General features: G+C 71.7%; 15 protein-coding genes, 2 tRNA genes and 1 pseudogene. 5 read left to right on the top strand and 13 right to left on the bottom strand.

Going from position 1 to position 18,939, the window contains the following annotated elements:
• Nucleotides 1-13: 13 nt before the first annotated feature.
• The 8 genes from KJK29_RS19420 to KJK29_RS19385 form a co-directional block, all read right to left on the bottom strand.
• Nucleotides 14-778, bottom strand: a complete 765-nt coding sequence (locus tag KJK29_RS19420) for a TetR/AcrR family transcriptional regulator (protein ID WP_215120416.1) — start codon at nt 776-778, stop codon at nt 14-16.
• 70 nt (nt 779-848) lie between these two features.
• The gene (locus KJK29_RS19415) at nt 849-2,345 is read right to left on the bottom strand and encodes an MFS transporter (RefSeq protein ID WP_215120415.1); all 1,497 of its coding nucleotides are present in this window, start codon (nt 2,343-2,345) and stop codon (nt 849-851) included.
• Nucleotides 2,346-2,443: 98 nt separating this feature from the next.
• Nucleotides 2,444-4,645 carry an ArnT family glycosyltransferase gene (locus KJK29_RS19410; RefSeq protein WP_215120414.1) on the bottom strand — a complete coding sequence of 734 codons (2,202 nt, stop codon included), beginning with the start codon at nt 4,643-4,645 and terminating at the stop codon, nt 2,444-2,446.
• A complete protein-coding gene (locus KJK29_RS19405) occupies nt 4,642-6,087 on the bottom strand; it encodes a bifunctional glycosyltransferase family 2/GtrA family protein (RefSeq protein WP_215120413.1) in 1,446 nt (481 codons plus the stop codon). The genes KJK29_RS19410 and KJK29_RS19405 overlap by 4 nt, the downstream gene beginning before the upstream one ends.
• 14 nt (nt 6,088-6,101) lie before the next feature.
• On the bottom strand, nt 6,102-7,703 hold the full coding sequence (locus KJK29_RS19400; RefSeq protein ID WP_215120412.1) for a sensor histidine kinase: 1,602 nt from the start codon (nt 7,701-7,703) through the stop codon (nt 6,102-6,104).
• Entirely contained in the window at nt 7,700-8,440 is a 741-nt protein-coding gene (locus KJK29_RS19395) for a response regulator transcription factor (protein ID WP_193482962.1), read from the bottom strand. The genes KJK29_RS19400 and KJK29_RS19395 overlap by 4 nt, the downstream gene beginning before the upstream one ends.
• A 204-nt stretch (nt 8,441-8,644) precedes the next feature.
• Nucleotides 8,645-9,517, bottom strand: a complete 873-nt coding sequence (locus tag KJK29_RS19390; protein WP_215120411.1) for a DUF2797 domain-containing protein — start codon at nt 9,515-9,517, stop codon at nt 8,645-8,647.
• Between the two features lie 114 nt (nt 9,518-9,631).
• Entirely contained in the window at nt 9,632-10,015 is a 384-nt protein-coding gene (locus tag KJK29_RS19385; RefSeq protein ID WP_215120410.1) for an HGxxPAAW family protein, read from the bottom strand.
• 67 nt (nt 10,016-10,082) lie between these two features.
• Between KJK29_RS19385 and KJK29_RS38885 the strand changes: the two genes are divergently transcribed.
• Both KJK29_RS38885 and KJK29_RS19375 read left to right on the top strand, forming a co-directional pair.
• Nucleotides 10,083-10,508, top strand: a complete 426-nt coding sequence (locus tag KJK29_RS38885; protein WP_251057865.1) for a helix-turn-helix domain-containing protein — start codon at nt 10,083-10,085, stop codon at nt 10,506-10,508.
• A 5-nt stretch (nt 10,509-10,513) separates the two neighbouring features.
• A pseudogene (locus KJK29_RS19375) lies at nt 10,514-10,876 on the top strand (helix-turn-helix domain-containing protein); the annotation flags it as partial.
• Here KJK29_RS19375 and KJK29_RS19370 read toward each other — a convergent pair.
• Nucleotides 10,869-11,393, bottom strand: coding sequence for an NUDIX hydrolase (locus KJK29_RS19370; protein ID WP_215120409.1), 525 nt, complete (start codon nt 11,391-11,393; stop codon nt 10,869-10,871). The pseudogene KJK29_RS19375 and the gene KJK29_RS19370 sit on opposite strands and share 8 nt — an antisense overlap.
• Nucleotides 11,394-11,458: 65 nt before the next feature.
• Between KJK29_RS19370 and KJK29_RS19365 the strand changes: the two genes are divergently transcribed.
• On the top strand, nt 11,459-11,992 hold the full coding sequence (locus KJK29_RS19365; RefSeq protein WP_215120408.1) for an NUDIX hydrolase: 534 nt from the start codon (nt 11,459-11,461) through the stop codon (nt 11,990-11,992).
• Between the two features lie 10 nt (nt 11,993-12,002).
• On the opposite strand, the gene KJK29_RS19360 is transcribed toward KJK29_RS19365, so the two are convergent.
• The 4 genes from KJK29_RS19360 to KJK29_RS19345 form a co-directional block, all read right to left on the bottom strand.
• Nucleotides 12,003-12,269: a LapA family protein gene (locus tag KJK29_RS19360; protein WP_215120407.1), complete on the bottom strand. Its 267-nt coding sequence runs from the start codon at nt 12,267-12,269 to the stop codon at nt 12,003-12,005.
• A 164-nt stretch (nt 12,270-12,433) separates the two neighbouring features.
• On the bottom strand, nt 12,434-12,829 hold the full coding sequence (locus tag KJK29_RS19355; protein ID WP_215120406.1) for a hypothetical protein: 396 nt from the start codon (nt 12,827-12,829) through the stop codon (nt 12,434-12,436).
• A gap of 125 nt (nt 12,830-12,954) precedes the next feature.
• Nucleotides 12,955-13,027: transfer RNA gene (locus tag KJK29_RS19350), tRNA-Arg, on the bottom strand.
• A gap of 184 nt (nt 13,028-13,211) precedes the next feature.
• Nucleotides 13,212-13,302 (bottom strand) — tRNA-Ser (locus tag KJK29_RS19345).
• Between the two features lie 163 nt (nt 13,303-13,465).
• Between KJK29_RS19345 and KJK29_RS19340 the strand changes: the two genes are divergently transcribed.
• Both KJK29_RS19340 and KJK29_RS19335 read left to right on the top strand, forming a co-directional pair.
• Nucleotides 13,466-13,984 carry an SSI family serine proteinase inhibitor gene (locus tag KJK29_RS19340; RefSeq protein WP_251057864.1) on the top strand — a complete coding sequence of 173 codons (519 nt, stop codon included), beginning with the start codon at nt 13,466-13,468 and terminating at the stop codon, nt 13,982-13,984.
• Nucleotides 13,985-14,334: 350 nt separating this feature from the next.
• Nucleotides 14,335-18,936, top strand: coding sequence for a hybrid sensor histidine kinase/response regulator (locus KJK29_RS19335; RefSeq protein ID WP_215120405.1), 4,602 nt, complete (start codon nt 14,335-14,337; stop codon nt 18,934-18,936).
• Nucleotides 18,937-18,939: the final 3 nt, after the last annotated feature.

Raw genomic sequence — 18,939 nt, 5'->3', positions numbered from 1 at the left:
CGCCAGGGGTTCGCTAGGGGTTCCCTTCGCGGGCGACCATCGCCTCGATGCCCGCGATCAGCAGCTCCAGCGCGTACTCGAAGTCGCGCTCCAGCATCTCGGCGACCGTGTCACCGCCGCGGGCCGCCATCATCTCCTGGGAGTCCCGGATGAGATCGGCGGCCTGGGAGGACTCGGTCGCCATGCTCATGGCTTCCTGGAAGTACTCGTCGAGGGTCATGCCCGCGGCCGCGGCCCGGGTGGAGAGATGGCCCTCGAGCGTGCCGTAGCCGTAGACGAACTGGAAGACCGCCGAGATCGTGCTCGTCAGCCGGTTCGCGGGCAGCCCGGTCCTGCGGATCACGCGCTGCACGGCCCTCGAATACGCCAGGTTGTTGGGGCCGAGGTTGAGGTAGGTGCCGACGAGCTGCGACACCCAGGGGTGGCGCACCAGCAGGCCGCGGTACCCCCGGGCCAGCGCCCCCACCTGCTCGCGCCAGTCCTCGTCGGCGTCCGCCGCGGGCAGCCGCATCTCGCCCATGGCCTCGTCCAGGGCGAGTTCGAGGAGGTCGTCCTTGGTGTCGACGTACCAGTAGACGGACATCGCGGTGACGTTCAGCTCGCCGGCCAGCCGCCGCATCGAGAACTTGGCCAGCCCCTCGGCGTCCAGCAGCCGCACGGTGACCTCGATGATGCGGGTCCGGTCCAGCCCGGAGGGCTGTCCTCCACCCCGCCGCCGCTGCGCCTTGCCGTCCAGCCAGACGCTGCTCCGCCCGGCCTTGTCGGCTGCTTTCGCCATGGCGCACCTTTCCTGACTTCCAACACCGATCATGCTAATCGGCGCCGTACTTCACCATCGGCCCGTGCTCCTACGCGGACTCTGCCCGCTCGGCCCGCCGCAACAACGCCGCCGCGACCAAACCACCCAGCAGAACGGCCACCGCCCCCACCAGCTGACTGCTCTCCAGTCCGGAGGCGAACGCGTCGGAGATCCGTGCCTTCTCCTCCGCCGAGTCCGCCGCCGCCAGCGCCGCGGGCAACGACGCCGCGGACACGGCGACCAGCGACGCGAACCTCGAGTTGAGCACGGCACCGAGGACAGCGACACCGAGACCGTTGCCGAACTCCGCGAGCGTCCCGTTGATCCCCGCTCCCACACCGGCCTTCTCGGGCGGAATCGCACTCATGATCGCGTTGGCCATGGCCGGCATGGACAGCGCCACACCCGCGCCCATGATGATCAGACCGAGCAGCATCCCGCCGTACCCGTGCCCGCCGAACAGCGCGATCGCCGCCAGCCCCGCGGACACCAGCGTCATACCGAGCGCGATGGCCGCCGGTGTCCCGGCCTTGAGCACGAACTTCGCCCCTATCCCGGTGAAGTTGAGCACGACGACGGTCAGCGCCAGCGGCGCGGTCCGCAGCCCGGCGTCCAGCGGCTCGTAGCCGAGGACGAACTGGAGGTGCTGGGTGAGCAGGAACAGCGACCCCGTCATGCCGAACGCCACGAGGATCGTGCCCGCGACCGCGCCCACGAACTTCTGGTTGCGGAAGAAGTGCATGTCGAGCATGGGGTTGTCGATGCGCAGCTCCCACATCACGAACGCACCGAGTACGGCCGCGCCGAGCAGCGCGGAGACCAGCACCTGGCCGGACAGCCAGCCGTGCTCGGGCCCGGTGATGATCGCGTACACGCACGCCGTCATGCCGATCGTCGACAGCACCGCTCCGACCAGGTCCGGCCGGTCGCCCGTCGCCTGCTTGGACTCCGGGACGAGCGCGGCGACCGCGACCAGGCCGAGCACGGCGACCGGGATGTTGATCAGGAAGATCGCGCCCCACGAGAAGTGGTTCAGCATCACACCGCCGATCAGCGGCCCGGCCGCGAACCCGAGCGAACTGACCGTCGACCACAGCGCGATGGCCTTCACCCGCTCCTTCTCGTCGAAGATCTGCACGACGACGGCGAGGATCGTGGTCATCAGCAGCGCCCCGCCGACGCCCATGCCCGCACGGGCCGCGATCAGCTGGCCCGGGCTCTGGGAGAGTCCGGCCGCCAGCGAGCCCATACCGAAGATCGCGAGGCCCGCCATCAGCAGCAGCTTGCGGCCGTAGCGGTCGGCGGCGTTGCCCGCGGTGAGCAGCAGGCCGGACTGGACCAGCGCGTACGCGTTCATCATCCACTGGACGTCGGCGGTCGTCGCGTCCATCTCGCGAGTGAGCGAGGGGATCGCCACGTTCAGGATCGTGTTGTCGAGCAGCACGGTGAGCTGCGCGAGGCAGACGACACCGAGGATCAGCCAGCGTTGGGGGTGGCCGCCGGAAGCCGTCTGGGGTGGGGCCTGTTCCTGGGGGGATGTCGTCATGCTGTACACCGTAGAACAGTTCCCATACGGTGTACAACAGAGATACGGCGAGGGGCGGTGGCACTCGGCCACCGCCCCTCGCCCCACTCAGGTGGTTGTCAGCTGCTCGCCTTCTGGGTGAGGTCGTAGAAGGTGGACGAACCGACCGTGACCTTCTTGAAGGTGGACTCGACCCAGGAGGTGATCTGGGAGGAGGTGCCGTCGCTGCTGCCGCCCATGCCGCCGCCGCTGCCCGAGCTGATGAAGTAGTGGATCTTTCCGTCCGCCACGTACTGCTTGAACTGGGCCAGCGTCGGGGACGGGTCCGTGCCGTTGAAGCCGCCGATGGCCATCACCGGGTCTCCGGTGGAGAGCTGGTAGCTCGCCGCGTTCTGGGCGCCGATGGCCGCCGCGACCCAGGTGTAGTCGTCCGCGTTCTTCTCCAGCAGCGCCTTGGCCTCGGAGCTGACGCTGGCGCCGTTGAGCAGGCCGCCCATGCCGCCACCGCCGCCGCCCATGCCGCCCATACGGCCGTCGCCGTTCTGCTGGCCTTGCTGGTTCTGGCCTTGCTGGTTCTGCTGGCCCTGCTGGTTCTGCTGGTTCTGCTGGTTCTGGCCGCCGCCGGGGAAGCCGTTGCCGTTGCCGTTGCCGGGCGGTTGGCCTTGGCCCTGGCCCTGCTGGTTGTTCTGGCCGGGCATGCCGCCCCCGCCGGGGCCGCCGCCCATGCCGCCGCCACCGCCGGGGCCGCCCCGGCCGCCCGAGACCGTCGGGCCGGCGGTGACGATCGAGCCGGAGTGGCCCTCGTTCAGCGTGGTGAGGGTGTACGCCGCCGGACCGGCCAGCGCGGCGACGAGGCCGAGTCCGGCCGCTCCCAGGGCCAGTCGACGGCCCAGCCGTCCGGCGAAGATCAGACCGAGGGCGGAGGTCAGACCGCCGACCAGGACGAGCCACTTCAGCCAGGGCAGGTAGTCGGAGGAGCGGTTGAGCAGGACGTAGCCCCAGGCCGCGGTGGCCGTCATCGCGGCCGCCAGGGTCAGCGACGCCCAGGCCTTGTCGCGCTTCTCCCAGAGCAGCGCGGCGCCCATGCCGATCAGCGGGGCGATGTAGGGGGCGAGGGCCACGGTGTAGTACTCGTGGAAGATGCCCTGCATATAGCTGAAGACGACCATGGTGATCAGCAGCGAGCCGCCCCAGACGAGGAACGCACCGCGCGTCGCCGAGGTCCGACGGGCCTTGCGGGTGGCGACCAGCCCGGCGACGAGCAGGATCAGCGCGGCCGGGATCAGCCAGGAGATCTGGCCGCCGATGGAGGAGCTGAACATCCGGTCCCAGCCGGTCTCGCCCCAGGCGCCGCCGCCGTTGCCGCCCCCGCCGCCACCACCGACGCTGCCGGTCTCCTCGCCGTTGAGGCGGCCCAGGCCGTTGTAGCCGAAGGTCAGTTCAAGGAAGCTGTTGTTCTGCGAGCCGCCGATGTACGGCCGGGACGACGCGGGCCACAGCTCGACGATCGCGACCCACCAGCCGCCGGAGACGACGATCGCGAGCAGGCCCGCCGCGAGCTGGCCGATCCGCTTCTTCACCGTCACCGGGGCGCAGACGCCGTAGACCAGCGCCAGCGCCGGGAGGATCAGGAAGGCCTGGAGGGTCTTGGCGAGGAAGGCGAAGCCGATCGCGGCACCGGCCCACAGCAGCCACTTCGTCCGGCCGTCCTCCAGGCCCCGGATGACGAAGTAGCAGGCGGCGGCCATCAGCAGCGCCAGCATCGCGTCGGGGTTGTTGAAGCGGAACATCAGCGCCGCGACGGGGGTGAGCGCGAGCACCGCGCCCGCGATCAGACCGGCCGCGGGGCTGAAGCGGCGGCGCACGGCCGCGTAGACGACGGCGACCGTGCCGACGCCCATCAGGACCTCGGGGACGAGGATCGCCCAGGAGCTGAGGCCGAAGAGCCGTACCGACAGGGCCATCGGCCACAGCGCGGCCGGAGGCTTGTCGACGGTGATGGCGTTGGCGGCGTCCAGCGAGCCGAAGAAGAACGCCTTCCAGGACTGGCTGCCGGCCTGGACGGCCGCCGAGTAGAAGGAGTTGGCGTAGCCGGAGGCGCTCAGGTTGTAGAGGTAGAGCGCGGTGGTCACCAGGAGCAGGCCGAGGAAGGCCGGGCGGGCCCAGCGGGGGTCCTCGGGGCGGCCGTGCCACAGGCGCCGCAGGAAGGGCTTCTTGGGTTCATCGGCGCCGGGAACGGATGCCGGTGGGGTCGGGGGCCGGGTCCAGTCGCCGGTGCTCGTGTCTCTGTCCGCGGTCTGCTGGTCGTAGTGGATCGTCATCGGGAGTCCCTCGGGTCGGTGTCGTTCGGGCGCACCGGCTGGAGCTGCATGGTGGCGTCCCTCCCCCACGGGGCGGTGTCGTGCGCGTACCGGGGGGTGCGCTGCGGCAGCGGCCCGTACGGGTCGTGGCGCGCGGTGGAGAAGGTCGGCGAGGAGAGGTGGTGGACCGGAGTGGGCGAGGTGGCCACCACCGGGTCGCCGTCGCGGCGGTCCGGGAACACCCACGCCCGGAAGAGCAGGAAGCGCAGCACGGTCGCCGCGAGGTTGGCGGCGATGAGCACCGCCAGTTCCGTGGAGTGCGCGGGCTCGGAGGTGGCCGCGTTGAGCGCGGCGAGCGAGCCGCTGGTCAGGGCGAGTCCGATGCCGAAGACGACCAGGCCCTGCGCCTGGTGCCGGACGGCCCCGCCGCGTCCGCGCACCCCGAAGGTGAGCCGCCGGTTGGCCGCCGTGTTGGCGATCGCCGAGACCAGCAGGGCGAGCGCGTTGGCGACCTGGGAGCCGGTGAAGACGCGGAAGCCGCTGTAGAGCAGCAGGTAGAAGAGGGTGGACAGGGCGCCGACCACGCAGAACCCGACGAGCTGGCGGGCCAGGCCCTTCGGTACGTCCTTGATCTCGCGGTCGCGCGGGTCGTCCCCGAACGGCCGGACGATCCGGTCCAGCGGCAGCGAACCGGTGGCCAGGGCCCTGCCGATCCGCCACACGCCCTTGAGGTCCTCGGTCGCGGTCTTGACGATGTGCACCGTCGAGTCGGGGTCGTCGACCCAGTCGACCGGCACCTCGTGGATACGCAGCCCCGCGCGCTCGGCGAGCACCAGCATCTCGGTGTCGAAGAACCAGCCGGTGTCCTCGACGAGCGGCAGCAGTACCTGCGCCACGTCCCGGCGGATCGCCTTGAACCCGCACTGGGCGTCCGAGAAGCGGGCCTGGAGCGAGCCGCGCAGGATGAGGTTGTAGGCCCGGCTGATGAACTCCCGCTTGGGGCCGCGCACCACCCGCGAGCTACGGGCGAGCCGGGAGCCGATCGCGAGGTCCGAGTGGCCGGAGATCAGCGGCGCCACCAGCGGGAGCAGGGCGTTGAGGTCGGTGGACAGGTCCACGTCCATGTACGCCAGCACCGGGGCGTCCGAGGCCGACCAGACGGTCCGCAGCGCCCGGCCGCGGCCCTTCTGCTCCAGCCGGAAGAGGGTGACCTCGGGGATCTCCGCCGCCAGCCGCGCCGCCACCTGGGGGGTGGTGTCCGTGGAGGCGTTGTCCGCGATCGTGATGCGGAACGCGTACGGGAACGTCCTCACGAGGTGCTCGTGGAGTCTGCGGACGCACGGCTGGAGGTCCTTCTCCTCGTTGTAGACGGGGATCACTACGTCCAGGACAGGCGTACCGGCTGGCGCGGCCGGGAGGTGCTCCCGCGCCGGCAGGGTGCCGGGAGAAGAGTCGGTTCGCATGGAACCGACTTTCGTCAGGCGCCCTGTTGTACCGATGTGGTGACGCTGTGGCGTGCCTGTGAGTGCTGTTGCCAGCTCATTTCCGGCTGCGGCGGGGCCGGGAGCGCGGGCAGGTGCACCGTGAAGACGGTCCGCCCGGGCACGCTGTCGACGGTCACGGCACCGTCGTGCGCGGTCGCCACGGCCTGCACGATGGCGAGGCCGAGACCGGTCGAGCCGGTGCTGCGGGAACGCGCGGAGTCGCCGCGCGCGAACCGTTCGAAGACATGCGGGAGCAACTCGGCCGGAATGCCCTGCCCGTTGTCCTCCACGTCCACGCACAGCCAGGGCCCGCGCCGCTCCACCCGCGCGGTGACGGTCGTACCCGCCGGGGTGTGATTGCGGGCGTTGCCCAGCAGGTTGACGAGGACCTGTTGCAGCCGGGCCGCGTCCGCCGACACGAGCGCGGGCTCGTCGGGCAGGTCGAGGCGCCAGTTGTGGTCCTGGCCGGCCGCACGGGCGTCGCTGATGGTGTCCACGACCAGCGGTACGAGGTCGGTCTGCTCGAACTGCAGCGGCCGCCCGGCGTCCAGGCGTGCGAGCAGCAGCAGATCCTCGACGAGCAGCGTCATCCGCCCGGCCTCGGACTCGATCCGCCCGAGCGCGTGCCGGGTGTCGGGCCCGACGTCCTCTCTGCCGCGCCTGGTCAGCTCCGCGTACCCGCGGATCGAGGCCAGGGGAGTGCGCAGTTCGTGACTGGCATCGGCCACGAACTGCCGGACCCGCGTCTCGCTCTGCTGCCGTGCGTGCAGCGCCCCGTGGACGTGATCGAGCATCCGGTTCAGCGCGGCACCGACCTGTCCGACCTCGGTGTGCGGATCGGTCTCGGAGTCGGGGACGCGCTCGCTGAGGTTCACCTCGCCGGTGTGCAGGGGCAGTTCGGAGACCCGGGTGGCGGTGGCGGCGACCCGTCGCAGGGGGCGGGTGGCCACGCCGATCAGCACGGATCCGGCGATGGCGGCGGCGACCAGTCCGGCGCCGGTGACGCTGACCTCGACGAGGATGAGGGTGTTGATGGTGGTGGTGACGGATTCGGTGGGCAGGGCGACGTAGTAGGTGCCTCCGTCCTTGCCGACGACGTACTGCACGCGGTACTCGCCGAGTCCGGGGATGTCGACGGTGTGCGTTCCCGAGGTCGGCACCCCGGCGAGGGCTGCCTTCTGCTCATCGGTGAGGTCGACCGCGAGGTTCCGCTTGAAGGGGCCGTTCTCCTCGGAGTCCTTGGCGAAGGCCGCCTGGGTGACCCTGCCGTCGGCGCCGACCTGGGCGACGACGGTCTCGGGCTGCGCCGGTCCCTCGATGAAGCCGGTGATCCTGTCCGCCGAGTCGATGTCGTCTCCGCCGCCGGGCTTCATGGGCCCCGACAGACGCTTGCCGGTGTCCTCGACCTGCCCGTTCAACTGCTCGTACAGATGCGACCTGAGCGCAAGCGTCGTCACGGTCCCGATCACCGCACACACCACGGCGATCAGCACCACGGACGCGACGACGAGCCGCGTCCGCAGAGTGCGCGGCTTGCCCGCTCGCGCCTGCTTGCCCGCTCTCTGCTGCGTACGCGTCCGTCGTCGCCCGCTCATGACACCGCGGGCTTGATCAGGTAGCCGGCACCACGCCGGGTGTGGATCATCGGCTCGCGTCCGGCGTCGATCTTCCGCCGCAGATACGAGATGTACAGCTCGACGACATTGGCCTGCCCGCCGAAGTCGTACGACCACACGCGGTCCAGGATCTGCGCCTTGCTGAGCACGCGCCGCGGATTGCGCATCAGGAACCGCAGCAGCTCGAACTCGGTCGCGGTGAGGTGGATGTTGTCACCGGCCCGGGTCACCTCGTGGCTGTCCTCGTCGAGGGTGAGGTCGCCGACGACCAGGGTGGAGTCGGAGCGCCGGTCGGCGGCACCGGACCGCCGTATCAGCCCGCGCAGCCGGGCGACGACCTCTTCGAGGCTGAACGGCTTGGTGACGTAGTCGTCGCCGCCGGCCGTCAGCCCGGCGATCCGGTCCTCGACGGCGTCCTTGGCCGTCAGGAAGAGCACGGGCACGTCCGGCAGCTCCCGCCGCAGCCGCCCGAGAACCGCCAGCCCGTCCATGTCGGGCAGCATCATGTCGAGCACGACGGCGTCGGGCCGGAAGTCACGCGCGGTCTGGACGGCGCCCTGGCCGTCCCCCGCGCTCCGGATCTGCCAGCCCTCATAGCGAAGGGCCATGGAGAGCAGTTCGGTGATCGACAGCTCGTCGTCCACCACAAGCACGCGGACGGGGCTCCCGTCCGGCCTGAGCAGTTCGGTGCGCCCCTGGGGCGAGGTCGTGGTCATGTGAACACGATGTCGGGGACCTCTGAGAGCACCCTTTCGGCAACCTGTGAATTCCCTGAGAAACACACAGGCGGTTCTCAGGGAACGCCTGGGAACGCCGGGGAATGTCCGGGTCCGGTGGGGTGAGGGGGCGCGGGGGAAGCTGTGGATCCGCTGGGCGGATCAAGAGGGGAGGGTCAAGAAGGGCGCCTCAAGAGCGGCGGGTCAGAACAACCCGTCCTGCACACCGGCCGCCTCCTTGAACTCCCGCACAGGAACGGACAGTTCACCACTGACCGCGGGCACCAGCTCCCACCCGCTCATCACCCGCGTATCGACCACGACGACCCCACCCCCGGTGGCCAGATGCAGATCGGGCCCGGCGGCGGCCACGAGCTCCCCGCTCACGACGCCACCGGCGACCAGCTCACTCACACTCCCCACGGCACCGGACACCCCGGCGAGCCCAAAGACCTCCACATGATCGACCACCCGCAACGGCTCCCGCACGAGCGACTCCGGCCACCCCCCGAGCGCCACCGCCCGCGCGTGCAACTCGGCGACCTCACCGCCCCGATCGGCCGCCGCCCCCGGCAGAGCGGCCCGCACGGCCCGCTTCTCGGCGTATGGAATCCGGTCGGGCACCCCCAGCGCCGCCCGCAGCAGCTCCTCGGTACGCCGCGCGGCCATGAGCGGCCCGGCACCCAGCCAGCTGAAGCACACGGCACCCTGTTCCAGCAGCCGGGCGGACCCCCGCTCCACCGCCGTGATCCCGACCTTGGTCATGCCGGGCCCGAACCACGCCAGATATACGTGATACGGCCGGGGATCGTCCGCGATCGTGTCGGCGGCCACCGAGTGCGCCCGGTCCAGCCGCGCACACTCCTCGCACCGCGCCCCCGTACTCCGCCCCGGCACGGCCACTCGCGCCGGGCACGCATGCCCCCGAGCCCCCACACATGTCCGCACGCCCCCCTCCGCGACCCCGAAGGCCACGCGTTTCCCCCAGGTCAGCGCACTGCGCCGCCCGCCGTCCCACAGCAGCACGGGACCGTCCGCCGACCATCGCAGCCCCGAGCACTTCCATGCCTGTGCCATCTCTGCCGAGACTAGAGGGCACCACTGACAACGGCACCGGGGCGCCCGGCCGGGGCGGTCAACGGGTACGACGCCAAGCAGGCCGCCGGCAGGAACAGGAAGAGGAAGAGGGAATCACCTCACGGAATCGGCCCCGACGGCAGCAGAGGCATCCCTCTCCCCAGCCGCTTGCACAGGCACGACTCCGGCCGCACGCACCGGCCGCCGCCCGGCCAGCCGGCACCCCAGGCACTCCTCGTGCCCGCCCGGCGCCGACGAGTCCCGCACCCGCCAGCCCCACTCCGCCCGGGGCCGCAGGCCGGGTCCCTTCCCCCACCCGGCGAGGTGCAGCGCCCAGGTGACGAGCAGGGCCACGATCCCGATCGCGACCCCTCCGGCGATCAGCAGCCCCGAGACCAGGACGACCCCGGCACCCGCCACAGTGGCCGCGACGCTGCCTATGGCGCATCCGACCCATCCCGCGAACGTGTGCCCGTGGTCATACTGATGTGCACTCACGCGCTGCCCCCTCATCACACCCATGCTGTTTCAGGCCCAAACCTCTCACGAGCCAGGGGAATTGGGAATGCAAGCCAAGCCGCGACCGGCCGCCACGCCGGAGCAGGCACTGTCGGCGATGGACCATCTCATCGCCACCCACCCGGTCGGACAGCACGAGATCACCCAGCAGTTCGGCATCAACGTGACCGACCTCACCTGCTTCGCCTACATCATGGAGGCAAGCGAAAGCCTCCTCGCCCCGGGCGACTTGGCAGCACGCGTCCACGTCACCACGGGCGCGGTCACCGGCATCCTCAACCGCCTGGAACACGCCGGCTACCGGGATTCATTCGCAGCGCTCCGGCCTTCAGGCCGGGGGGGTGAAGCGAATCTTGTGGCCGCGACGCGGAGCGTCGCGGTGGCGTTCCGGCGGAGCCGGACCCTGCTCGTGACAGTGACGGGTCGCTCGTATGTCCCCGGTGACGACGTGGGTTCGACGCGCCTAGCGTGATCGTCATGCAGCTGCGGTACGCCTTCAGGTTGTACCCCGACGCCGCTCAGCAGGCCGCGCTGGCCAGGGCGTTCGGGTGCGCCCGCGTCGTGTTCAACGACGCGGTGCGCGCCCGCGAGGACGCGGCGGCGGCCGGGAGGCCGTTCCCGAAGATCGCCGAGCTGTCCACCCGGCTGATCACCCAGGCCAAGACCACCCCGGAACGCTCCTGGCTGGGCGAGGTCTCCGCCGTCGTACTCCAGCAGTCCCTGCGGGACGCCGAGAGCGCGTACCGCAACTTCTTCGCCTCCCTCACCGGCAAGCGCAAGGGCCCCAAGCTCGGCCCGACTGGTTCACCCGAGCGACCACCCTGGCAGCGAACTACTCGGAGGAACACTGCCGTCCCGACCCACCGGGGACCGGCTGAGCCAGGTAGCGCCGGAGAGCCTCGACCCCGTCCTCGACGAAGGACCACTGCCCGATAGCGTCCCGCAGCTCCCCCTCAGTGACCCATCCGCACCAGGCGATCTCCGACGGATCGGGCGCGAGCACCTCGGTGACCACGGCTTCGTGCAGCCCGAGCCAGTAGGGACTGATCAGCCCGTCGCACAAGAACTTGAACACGAACCGCACCGGCGCCCGCACACCCAGTTCCTCGGTGAGTTCACGCGCCGCCGCCTCCCCGTACGACTCCCCGACCTCCACGGCGCCGCCGATCAGCCAGTTGTACTGCCCCGGAAACCGGGAAACGCCCTCCTGCCTCCGATGTATGAGGATGCGGCCCTCTGGATCACGGCAGACCGTCGTCGCGACACGGTGCAGCCAGCGCCTCTCGATGGCCTCGCCCCGCTCCACCACCCCGAGCACGCGATCCTGCTCATCCACCCGCTCCACCAATTCACTCATGACCCCACGATCGCAGCGGGGCAGCCGGCCGGAGACCCTGACGACAGGGCGAGAGGGGCAGAACCATGGAATGGAAGACCCACGGCGAGCGGCAGGTCTACACCAACCAGTGGGTGAACCTCTGCCTGGCCGATGTCCAGCAGCCCGACGGCAGCCAGTGCGAGTACTCGATCGTCCGCCTCCGGCACCTGGCCGTGACCGCTGTGGTCAACAACCACCAGGAGGTCCTGATGATGTGGCGCCACCGCTTCATCACCGACACCTGGGCCTGGGAGCTCCCCATGGGCCTGGTCGAGGACGACGAGACCCCCGAGGAGGCCGCCGCCCGCGAGGTCCTGGAGGAAACAGGCTGGCGCCCGGGCCGCATCAAGCCCCTCATCTACGCCGAGCCGGCGAGCGGCATCACCGACTCACAGCACCACGTCTTCCGCGCCGACGAAGCGACGTACGTCGGCCCGCCCACGGAGAAGAACGAGTCCGACCGCATCGAATGGATCCCCCTCACAGAGATCCGCGGCATGATCGACCGCCGCGAGATCGTGAGCAGCGGATCACTGGTGGGCCTGCTGTACCTGCTCCTGGACGAAGCGACGCGCTGACCCAGGCGAGCTATCCCGTCTTTCGTGAGTGCCGGTTCGACCGGCGGCGCACGGTGAAGAGGGAGGCGAGGATGCCGAGAGCCCAGGCGATCAGGAGGGCGCCCCAGAGCGGCATGGTCACCATCGGGATGAGGAGGCGGATCTCGACGCTCGTGCGGTTCTCGAAGATGAAGACCAGAGCGACCGCGGTGATCAGAGCGAACGGCAGGAAGCGGCGGACGCCCGGGCGGGAAAAGAACGGCGTACGCGCCTTGTGGTCTGGGCTGGTCTGGGCCATGGGGTGCCTCTCCCTCACGTAGCCCCCGGCTCCAGCGTCCCCTTTCAGCCCGCGCCCCGCCACCGAAACGCCAGAGGCCCCGGATCACTCCGGGGCCTCTGACCTGTGCGCACGCGGCAGGATTCGTCGGATCGGCAGGCCGCTCGGGCCGTGATCCGGCTGGGTCAGCCGACGAGGCCGACCGACACCAGGCCACCACCCGCGGCCACCGCACAGGCGATCCCGCGCTGCCACCAGGTGACCGCTTCGGGGCGGCCCCGCGTCGCCATCACCATGACGGAGTTGGCGGCGAACGCCGGCAGCAGGATGCCGAACAGCGCGAACGTGCCGACGGCGGACAGCGTCCACTCGATGCGCGCTGTCACCGCACCGACCAGCATCGCCGCGGCGGCGAGGGCGTAGAGAACCCCCGACACGAGCGTGATGTCATCCCTCTTCAGCGGAGCGGGACCGCGCCGCTTGTGGTGATTCCAGTGACGGCGCTCGGTACCGAACCGCGCCAGCACCATGATCGCCACCTCGACAACAAGGGCGATCACCGCGACTCGTTCGACCGTCATGCCATCACCTCACGTACGAGATTCCCGTGTTCCCTGAGCGTCGGACTGACCGCCGATGGACCGGCAACGTCAATGACAAAAGCCAGAGGCCCCGTGGATCTCTCCACGGGGCCTCTGGTCTGCTGTGCACTCGGCAGGATTCGAACCTGCAACCTTCTGATCCGTAGTCAGATGCTCTATCCGTTAAGCTACGAGTGCTTGTTCTGTTTTATCGCCGCTCTCGGGCCTTCCGGCTCGCTCGCGGCGACAGGAAGAACATTACATGACTGCCGCCGCCATGTGAAATCCGTTTGCCGCACCCCTTGTGAGCTGCGGAAACGGCTGTTCCGGGCCGTATGACAACGAAGCCCCGGTCGGGTGACCGGGGCTTCGTGATCAGGTGCGGAGGCGGAGGGATTTGAACCCTCGATGGGATTTAAGTCCCAAACCGCATTAGCAGTGCGGCGCCATAGACCGGACTAGGCGACGCCTCCACGCACATGGCCCGCGCGAGCGCGAGTCGGTGCTTGCCGATGATGACACAGTCGAGCGCCGCGTCACCAATCGCCCCCTACGGTACTAGGCAGGAAGGTCGCAGGGCAAAAGGCTTCTCGGGCTGTCGCGCAACGTCCCGGGGCACGCCGCGTTAGTCAGGGCATGTCGACTGCCATGTCCCGGGCCAGCGCCCGGACCGCGTCCCGGACCACCTCCCGCCCCGGCCTGCGCCGCCTCGTCCTCGGTGCCGCCGCCTCCTTCGCCGCCCTCGGGTCGCTGGCCGCGGTGTCCCCGGCCGCCTACGCCCAGGCGGCCGGGCTCGGCGACGGCAAGAGCAAGGAGCGGGATCACCTCACCGTCACCGTGCGCAACGCCGGCGGCGGGGCCGACGGGACCTTCCAGCTGTACTGCGGACCCGACGGCGGCAGCCACCCCGACCCGAGCGGTGCCTGTGCCGTCCTGGAGCGGGACACGCGGTGGGGGCAGGAGGCTTTCGCTCCCGCCCCGAAGGGCGGCTTCTGCACCATGCAGTACGGCGGGCCGGCCACCGCGCACGTCACCGGCACCTGGGCCGGACGCCCCGTCGACGCCACGTACGACCGTCGCGACGGCTGCCAGATCTCCCGCTGGGACCGGCTCGTGCCCCTCCTGCCGGACCTGGGGGGCGGCCGGCGCGCCTGAGACCGAGTTCCCCTCGGCTCACCCTCGGCTCGCCTTCGCCTCCATGCGGCCTCCGTACCTCGTCCGGAATTCGCCCCTGCCCGTCCTCATCCCGCCGGTTCGGCCAAAAGGTACAGAAACACCGTCGTCGTAAAGGTCCCGCGAAGGTCCCGCGACGTCGTCGCAGGAGGGCGGGCGTTTGGCGGTTACTCGGTCGTCAGTTCGGGGTCACTTGCTCGTGCGACCTCGCTCTCATCCGGCGTCGCGAGCGCAACCGCAGCCCTTAGACTCCCTCGCGTGACACGCTGCGGGACGGTTGGCAAGATGGCCCGAGCGGTCGGCAAGGTGCGGTAACAGGGAGGAAGCGTCTCGTGAGCAGCAGGCCATCCCGAGGCGCTGCTCGCCTCGCAGCCATACTGGATGCGCTCCCCGACGCGTTGGTGCTGGTCAATGCCAACGGGACGGTCGTCAACGCCAACACCATCGCCCTGGAGGCCTTCGAGACTCCGGGCACCGCTCTGGTGGGGCGCGGGCTGCTCGATCTGCTGCCGCAGTTCGACTCCAAGCTCATCCCCGGCTCCATGCGACGGCCGGAGCACCTCGATCCGCAGGGCCGGACCAAGCCGACCCGGATGATCGCGCGCAGGACCGACGGGACCGAGTTCCCCGTCGAGGTCACCAGTGCGAACCTCGAGAACGGGCAGCAGGCCTACGACGGTTACGGCTACACCGGTGATGAGCTGCTCATGCTCGTCGTACGGGATCTGTCCGGGACCGTGGACACCGAGGCCGAGCTCGCGCGGTCGCAGCGGCAGACCGAGATGATTCTGCGGGCCGCCTCCGAGGGCGTCGTCGGGACCGACACCGACGGGCGGATCGTGCTCGTCAATCCGGCCGCCGCCCAGATCCTGGGCTTCCGGGCCAGCGATCTCGGCGGGCGTGAACTGCACGAACTCGTGCTGCACTCGCGTGCCGACGGATCGGACTTCCCGTACGAGGAGTCGCCGCTCGCCGACACCCTGCGCTCCGGGCGCAAGCACCGGGTGCGCGGGCAGGTGCTGTACGCCAAGGACGGCGGCAAGGTGCCGGTCGATCTGACGACCGCGCCCGTGCGGGACGGCGACCAGCTCGTCGGCGCCGTGATGACCTTCACCGACCGGCGGCCGTACGACGCGGTCGTCGACGAGAAGGACGCGGCCGAGAAGCGGCACGAGGAAGAGCTGGAGAAGACCGCCGAGGAGCACGCCTCCGAGCTGACCGCGCTGCGCCAGCGGCACGTCACCGAGCTGGAGGAGCTGGCCGAGCGGCACGCCGAGGAACTCGGCGCGAACGAGGACCGCTACGCCGCGCTCGGGGAGCGCGAGAAGGACCGGTTCGAGGCACTCGCCGCCCGGCACGAGCAGCTGCTGACCCTGCTCGGGCGCTCGCTGCGCGGGCCGCTGGAGGAGCTGCGCCGCGAGCTGGCCGCGCTGGCCTCCGACGACGCCGGGCAGCTGTGGCCCGAGGCCAACCAGGTACTGCACCATCTGTCCGCCGGCTATTCGCGGATCACGACGCTCATCGACAACGTCCTCGGCTACCAGCGGCTCGACACGGGCAGCGAGAACATCGCCCGTACGAAGGTGATGCTGGACGCCGTCGTCGCCGCCGGGGTCGACGGGGCCGTGGAGCTCATCGGGCCCGGGCGGGTGCAGTTCGCCGTGCACGCGCCGCCCATCGAGGCCGAGGTCGATCCCCGGCTGCTCGCCACCGCCCTCGCGCATCTGGTCGCGGACGTGGCCGGGGTCGACGCGACCGGGAACACGCCCCTGTCGGCGGGCGGTTATCTGGACAACACCGTCGTGGTGGCGGCGGCGCAGCGCGGCGAGGTCGTACGCATCGAGGTGCGCGGGCCGTACGCCGGTGGCGACACCGTGCACGAGCCGATCGTGCGGGGGATCGTCCGGGCGCACGGCGGTGTGCTGCAGACGCACGACGTGCCGGGGATGAGCGGGAGCGCGTACGTCCTCGAGGTGCCGATCGGGGGCGGGGCCGGGGCCGTTGCCGCGGATGCCGCCGCCGAGGCGGTCGACGAGGCCCTCCCCGCGGTCCCGGGTGAGCAGACCTCCGGTGGGGGGCGGCGCCGGGCGCGGCGTGCCACCACCGATGCCTTCCTGGACGGAGATGTTCCGGCGGAAGGCGGCGACGAGGCGGCTGACGGTTCCGATGGATCCGGTGGGTCCGATGGCTCCGGTGGGTCCGGTGTTGCCACCGGGCGGCGCAGGAGGCGGGCCGGTGGGGAACCGGCCGCTCTGCCGGCGCAGGCTTCCGGTGAGGGCGCCGGGTCGGGCGGTACCGGGCGGCGTCGTGGGCGTCCGGCCGAGGACGCCGCCGGGCAGGCCCTCGCCATCGAGGCCGTCGGGAGCGCCGTCCAGGGTGTCGCCGAGGGCGCCGTCGTCACGGCAGCCGAGCACGCGGCTGGCACCGCCGCCTCGAACACGGGGCTGGGCGGGACCGTTCCGCCGCAGGGCGTGCCCGAGGCTTCCGGGCGGCGGGCCCGGCGTGAACCCGGTGAGCAGCGCGCGCTGCCGCCGGCGCTGCCCGCGCCGTCCGGTGACGCGGGCTCCGCTGCGGACGGTGCCGAGCAGGGGCAGGCCCAGCAGCCGACCGGGCGCCGGCGGCGTGCGCTGGCCGCCGCCAACGAGCGGGCTGCGGCGCAGCAGGCCGCGGGGCCGCGTCCGGTGTTCGCCCTGCCGCCGGCCGGTGCCGATCGGACGACCCCGGACGAACCGGCCCAGCAGGGAGTTCAGGGCGTTCCGGCCGGGCAGAGCGAGCAGGGGCCGGAGGCCGTGGCGGTTGCTGCGGCGGCCGCCTCCGGTGACGCCGTGGCCGAGGAGGGGCGGCACGACGCCGTACCGCACGACCAGTCCGCCGATCACACCCCGCCGCAGCCGCATCCCACGAGTGCGCCGACCGGCCGTCGGCGGCGGGCCGTGGTGCCGCAGCAGGGCGAGGGACCGGCACCGGCTGGTTCCGTACCTGCCGCGCCCGGGCAGCAGGTTCCCGCGCAGCAGGGCGCGCCCGTCCAGGTCGGGGCGGCCGCCGCTCAGGCCGCGCCCGGTGCGGCCGTGCCGGCGCAGGGGAGCGCTCCGCAGGGCGGCGTCCCCCAGCCGCAGGGTGCCGCCGTACCCCCGCAGGGCGTCGCCGTACCCCCGCAGGGCGGGCTCGGGCACAGCGTGCAGGCTGCCCTCCCGGGGCAGGCGGTGCAGCCTCCGGCCCAGGCCGCGCAGCCGCTGCCGCAGCCGCAGCCGGGCGTCGCCGCACCGGCGCAGCAGTCCTCCGCCGGGCAGCCGCTCCCCGCCGAGGCCGCACCGGGGCAGGGACCCGCCACACCTGCCCAGGGCACCCCGGCTCCGGGCACGCCCGCCCAGGGCACCCCGGCTCAGGGCGGCACCCCCGCCCCCCAGCCGTGGCCCGCCGCCGAGGACGACGACAGCTTGGGGGCCGGTGTCGCCGTACCCCCGAACGGCGCATCCCCGCAGGCCGCGCAGGCCCCGCAGCCGAACCCCCCGGCCCAGAACACCCCGGCCTCGGGCACGCCCCTGCCGCCGGAAGGCGCGGCGCAGGCACAAGCACAGGCCCAGCCACAGACGCAGGCGCAGCGGGCGGCTCAGCCGTTGCCCGCCGAGGCCTCGGCGCCCGTCGATCCGAACTCGACGCAGGGGCGGGCGATCAGCGTGCGGACGCTGGGGCAGGGCGTGCCGTTCAACCGGCAGGCGGCCCAGGTCCAGCAGCCGGCCGCGTCCGTCCCGCTGCCGACGGCGACGCCTCCCCCGCACCAGCCGGGCGGATCGGGCCGGCGCCGCAAGCTCGGCACGCCGCCCGACCCGGCCACACGGACCGACCAGGCCACGCGTACGGAACCGGCGTCCCGCCCGGACCAGGGGCCGCGCCCCGAACAGGCCGCACGCCCCGAGCAGGCGGCGCGTCCGGAGCAGGCCGCTCGGCCGCATCCGACGGCCGCCGAGCCGACGCCCGCGCCGGTCGCCGCACAGGTGCCCGCCCAGGCTTCCGCGCCCGCCCCGGCGCAGCCGTCCCTCGCCGGTCAGTCCCGGCTCACGCAGCTGACCGAGGGCGGCGGGCGGTCGTACGCCATAGGCGCCCCCGACGAGAACGCCGCCGAGGGGCCCGAGCCGCTGGACGGTCCCGGGGGTGCCGTCGAGGTGGCCGATCCGCCGCGGCCGCAGCCGATGGACGACGAGTTGCCGCCGGAGCCGCTGGACAATCCGCGGCGGCTGCTGGTGTGGCCCGCGCCGGACGTCAGCACCCAGCAGGCGCTGAGCGACCGCGGCTACCGGCCGGTGATCGTGAACTCGCGCGAGGAGGTCGACGCGCAGATCGCGGCGTTCCCCGCCGCGCTGTTCGTCGACCCGCTGACCGGGCCGATCACGCGTACGGCGCTGCAGTCGCTGCGCCAGGCCGCCGTGGCCGCCGAGGTGCCGGTCCTGGTCACGGCCGGGCTCGGGCAGGCCTCGCGGGACGCGGCCTACGGTGCCGATCCGGCCGTGCTGCTGAAGGCGCTGGCGCCGCGCGACAGTGAGCAGCACCCGCCGCGGGTGCTGCTGATCGAGGAGCACGCGGAGATCGCGCTGGCGCTGACGTCGACGCTGGAGCGGCGCGGGATGCAGGTCGCGCGGGCCGCGAGCGACGCGGACGCGGTGACGCTGGCGAGCGACTTCCGCCCGAACCTGGTCGTGATGGACCTGATGCAGGTGCAGCGGGGGCAGGCCGGGTACGCCGGGATCATCGACTGGCTGCGCGCGAACGGGCAGCTCAACCGCACCCCGCTCGTCGTCTACACCGCCGCCGTCGACCAGGCCGACCTGCCGCGGCTGGCCTCCGGGGAGACGGTGCTGTTCCTCGCGGAGCGGTCCACCAGCGGCGAGGTGCAGACCCGGATCGTCGAGCTGCTGAGCAGGATCGGGACCAACTGAGGA

Origin of the sequence: Streptomyces koelreuteriae, assembly GCF_018604545.1 — a bacterium.
GTDB lineage: Bacteria > Actinomycetota > Actinomycetes > Streptomycetales > Streptomycetaceae > Streptomyces > Streptomyces koelreuteriae.
Note: the sequence above shows the minus strand (reverse complement) of the source record. Positions and strands in the feature narration are given on the sequence as shown.

Coding starts and splice junctions, on each gene's coding strand:
- KJK29_RS19420 (WP_215120416.1), bottom strand. CDS start 778: ATGGCGAAAGCAGCCGACAAGGCCGGGCGGAGCAGCGTCTGGCTGGAC.
- KJK29_RS19415 (WP_215120415.1), bottom strand. CDS start 2,345: ATGACGACATCCCCCCAGGAACAGGCCCCACCCCAGACGGCTTCCGGC.
- KJK29_RS19410 (WP_215120414.1), bottom strand. CDS start 4,645: ATGACGATCCACTACGACCAGCAGACCGCGGACAGAGACACGAGCACC.
- KJK29_RS19405 (WP_215120413.1), bottom strand. CDS start 6,087: ATGCGAACCGACTCTTCTCCCGGCACCCTGCCGGCGCGGGAGCACCTC.
- KJK29_RS19400 (WP_215120412.1), bottom strand. CDS start 7,703: ATGAGCGGGCGACGACGGACGCGTACGCAGCAGAGAGCGGGCAAGCAG.
- KJK29_RS19395 (WP_193482962.1), bottom strand. CDS start 8,440: ATGACCACGACCTCGCCCCAGGGGCGCACCGAACTGCTCAGGCCGGAC.
- KJK29_RS19390 (WP_215120411.1), bottom strand. CDS start 9,517: ATGGCACAGGCATGGAAGTGCTCGGGGCTGCGATGGTCGGCGGACGGT.
- KJK29_RS38885 (WP_251057865.1), top strand. CDS start 10,083: ATGCAAGCCAAGCCGCGACCGGCCGCCACGCCGGAGCAGGCACTGTCG.
- KJK29_RS19370 (WP_215120409.1), bottom strand. CDS start 11,393: ATGAGTGAATTGGTGGAGCGGGTGGATGAGCAGGATCGCGTGCTCGGG.
- KJK29_RS19365 (WP_215120408.1), top strand. CDS start 11,459: ATGGAATGGAAGACCCACGGCGAGCGGCAGGTCTACACCAACCAGTGG.
- KJK29_RS19360 (WP_215120407.1), bottom strand. CDS start 12,269: ATGGCCCAGACCAGCCCAGACCACAAGGCGCGTACGCCGTTCTTTTCC.
- KJK29_RS19355 (WP_215120406.1), bottom strand. CDS start 12,829: ATGACGGTCGAACGAGTCGCGGTGATCGCCCTTGTTGTCGAGGTGGCG.
- KJK29_RS19340 (WP_251057864.1), top strand. CDS start 13,466: ATGTCGACTGCCATGTCCCGGGCCAGCGCCCGGACCGCGTCCCGGACC.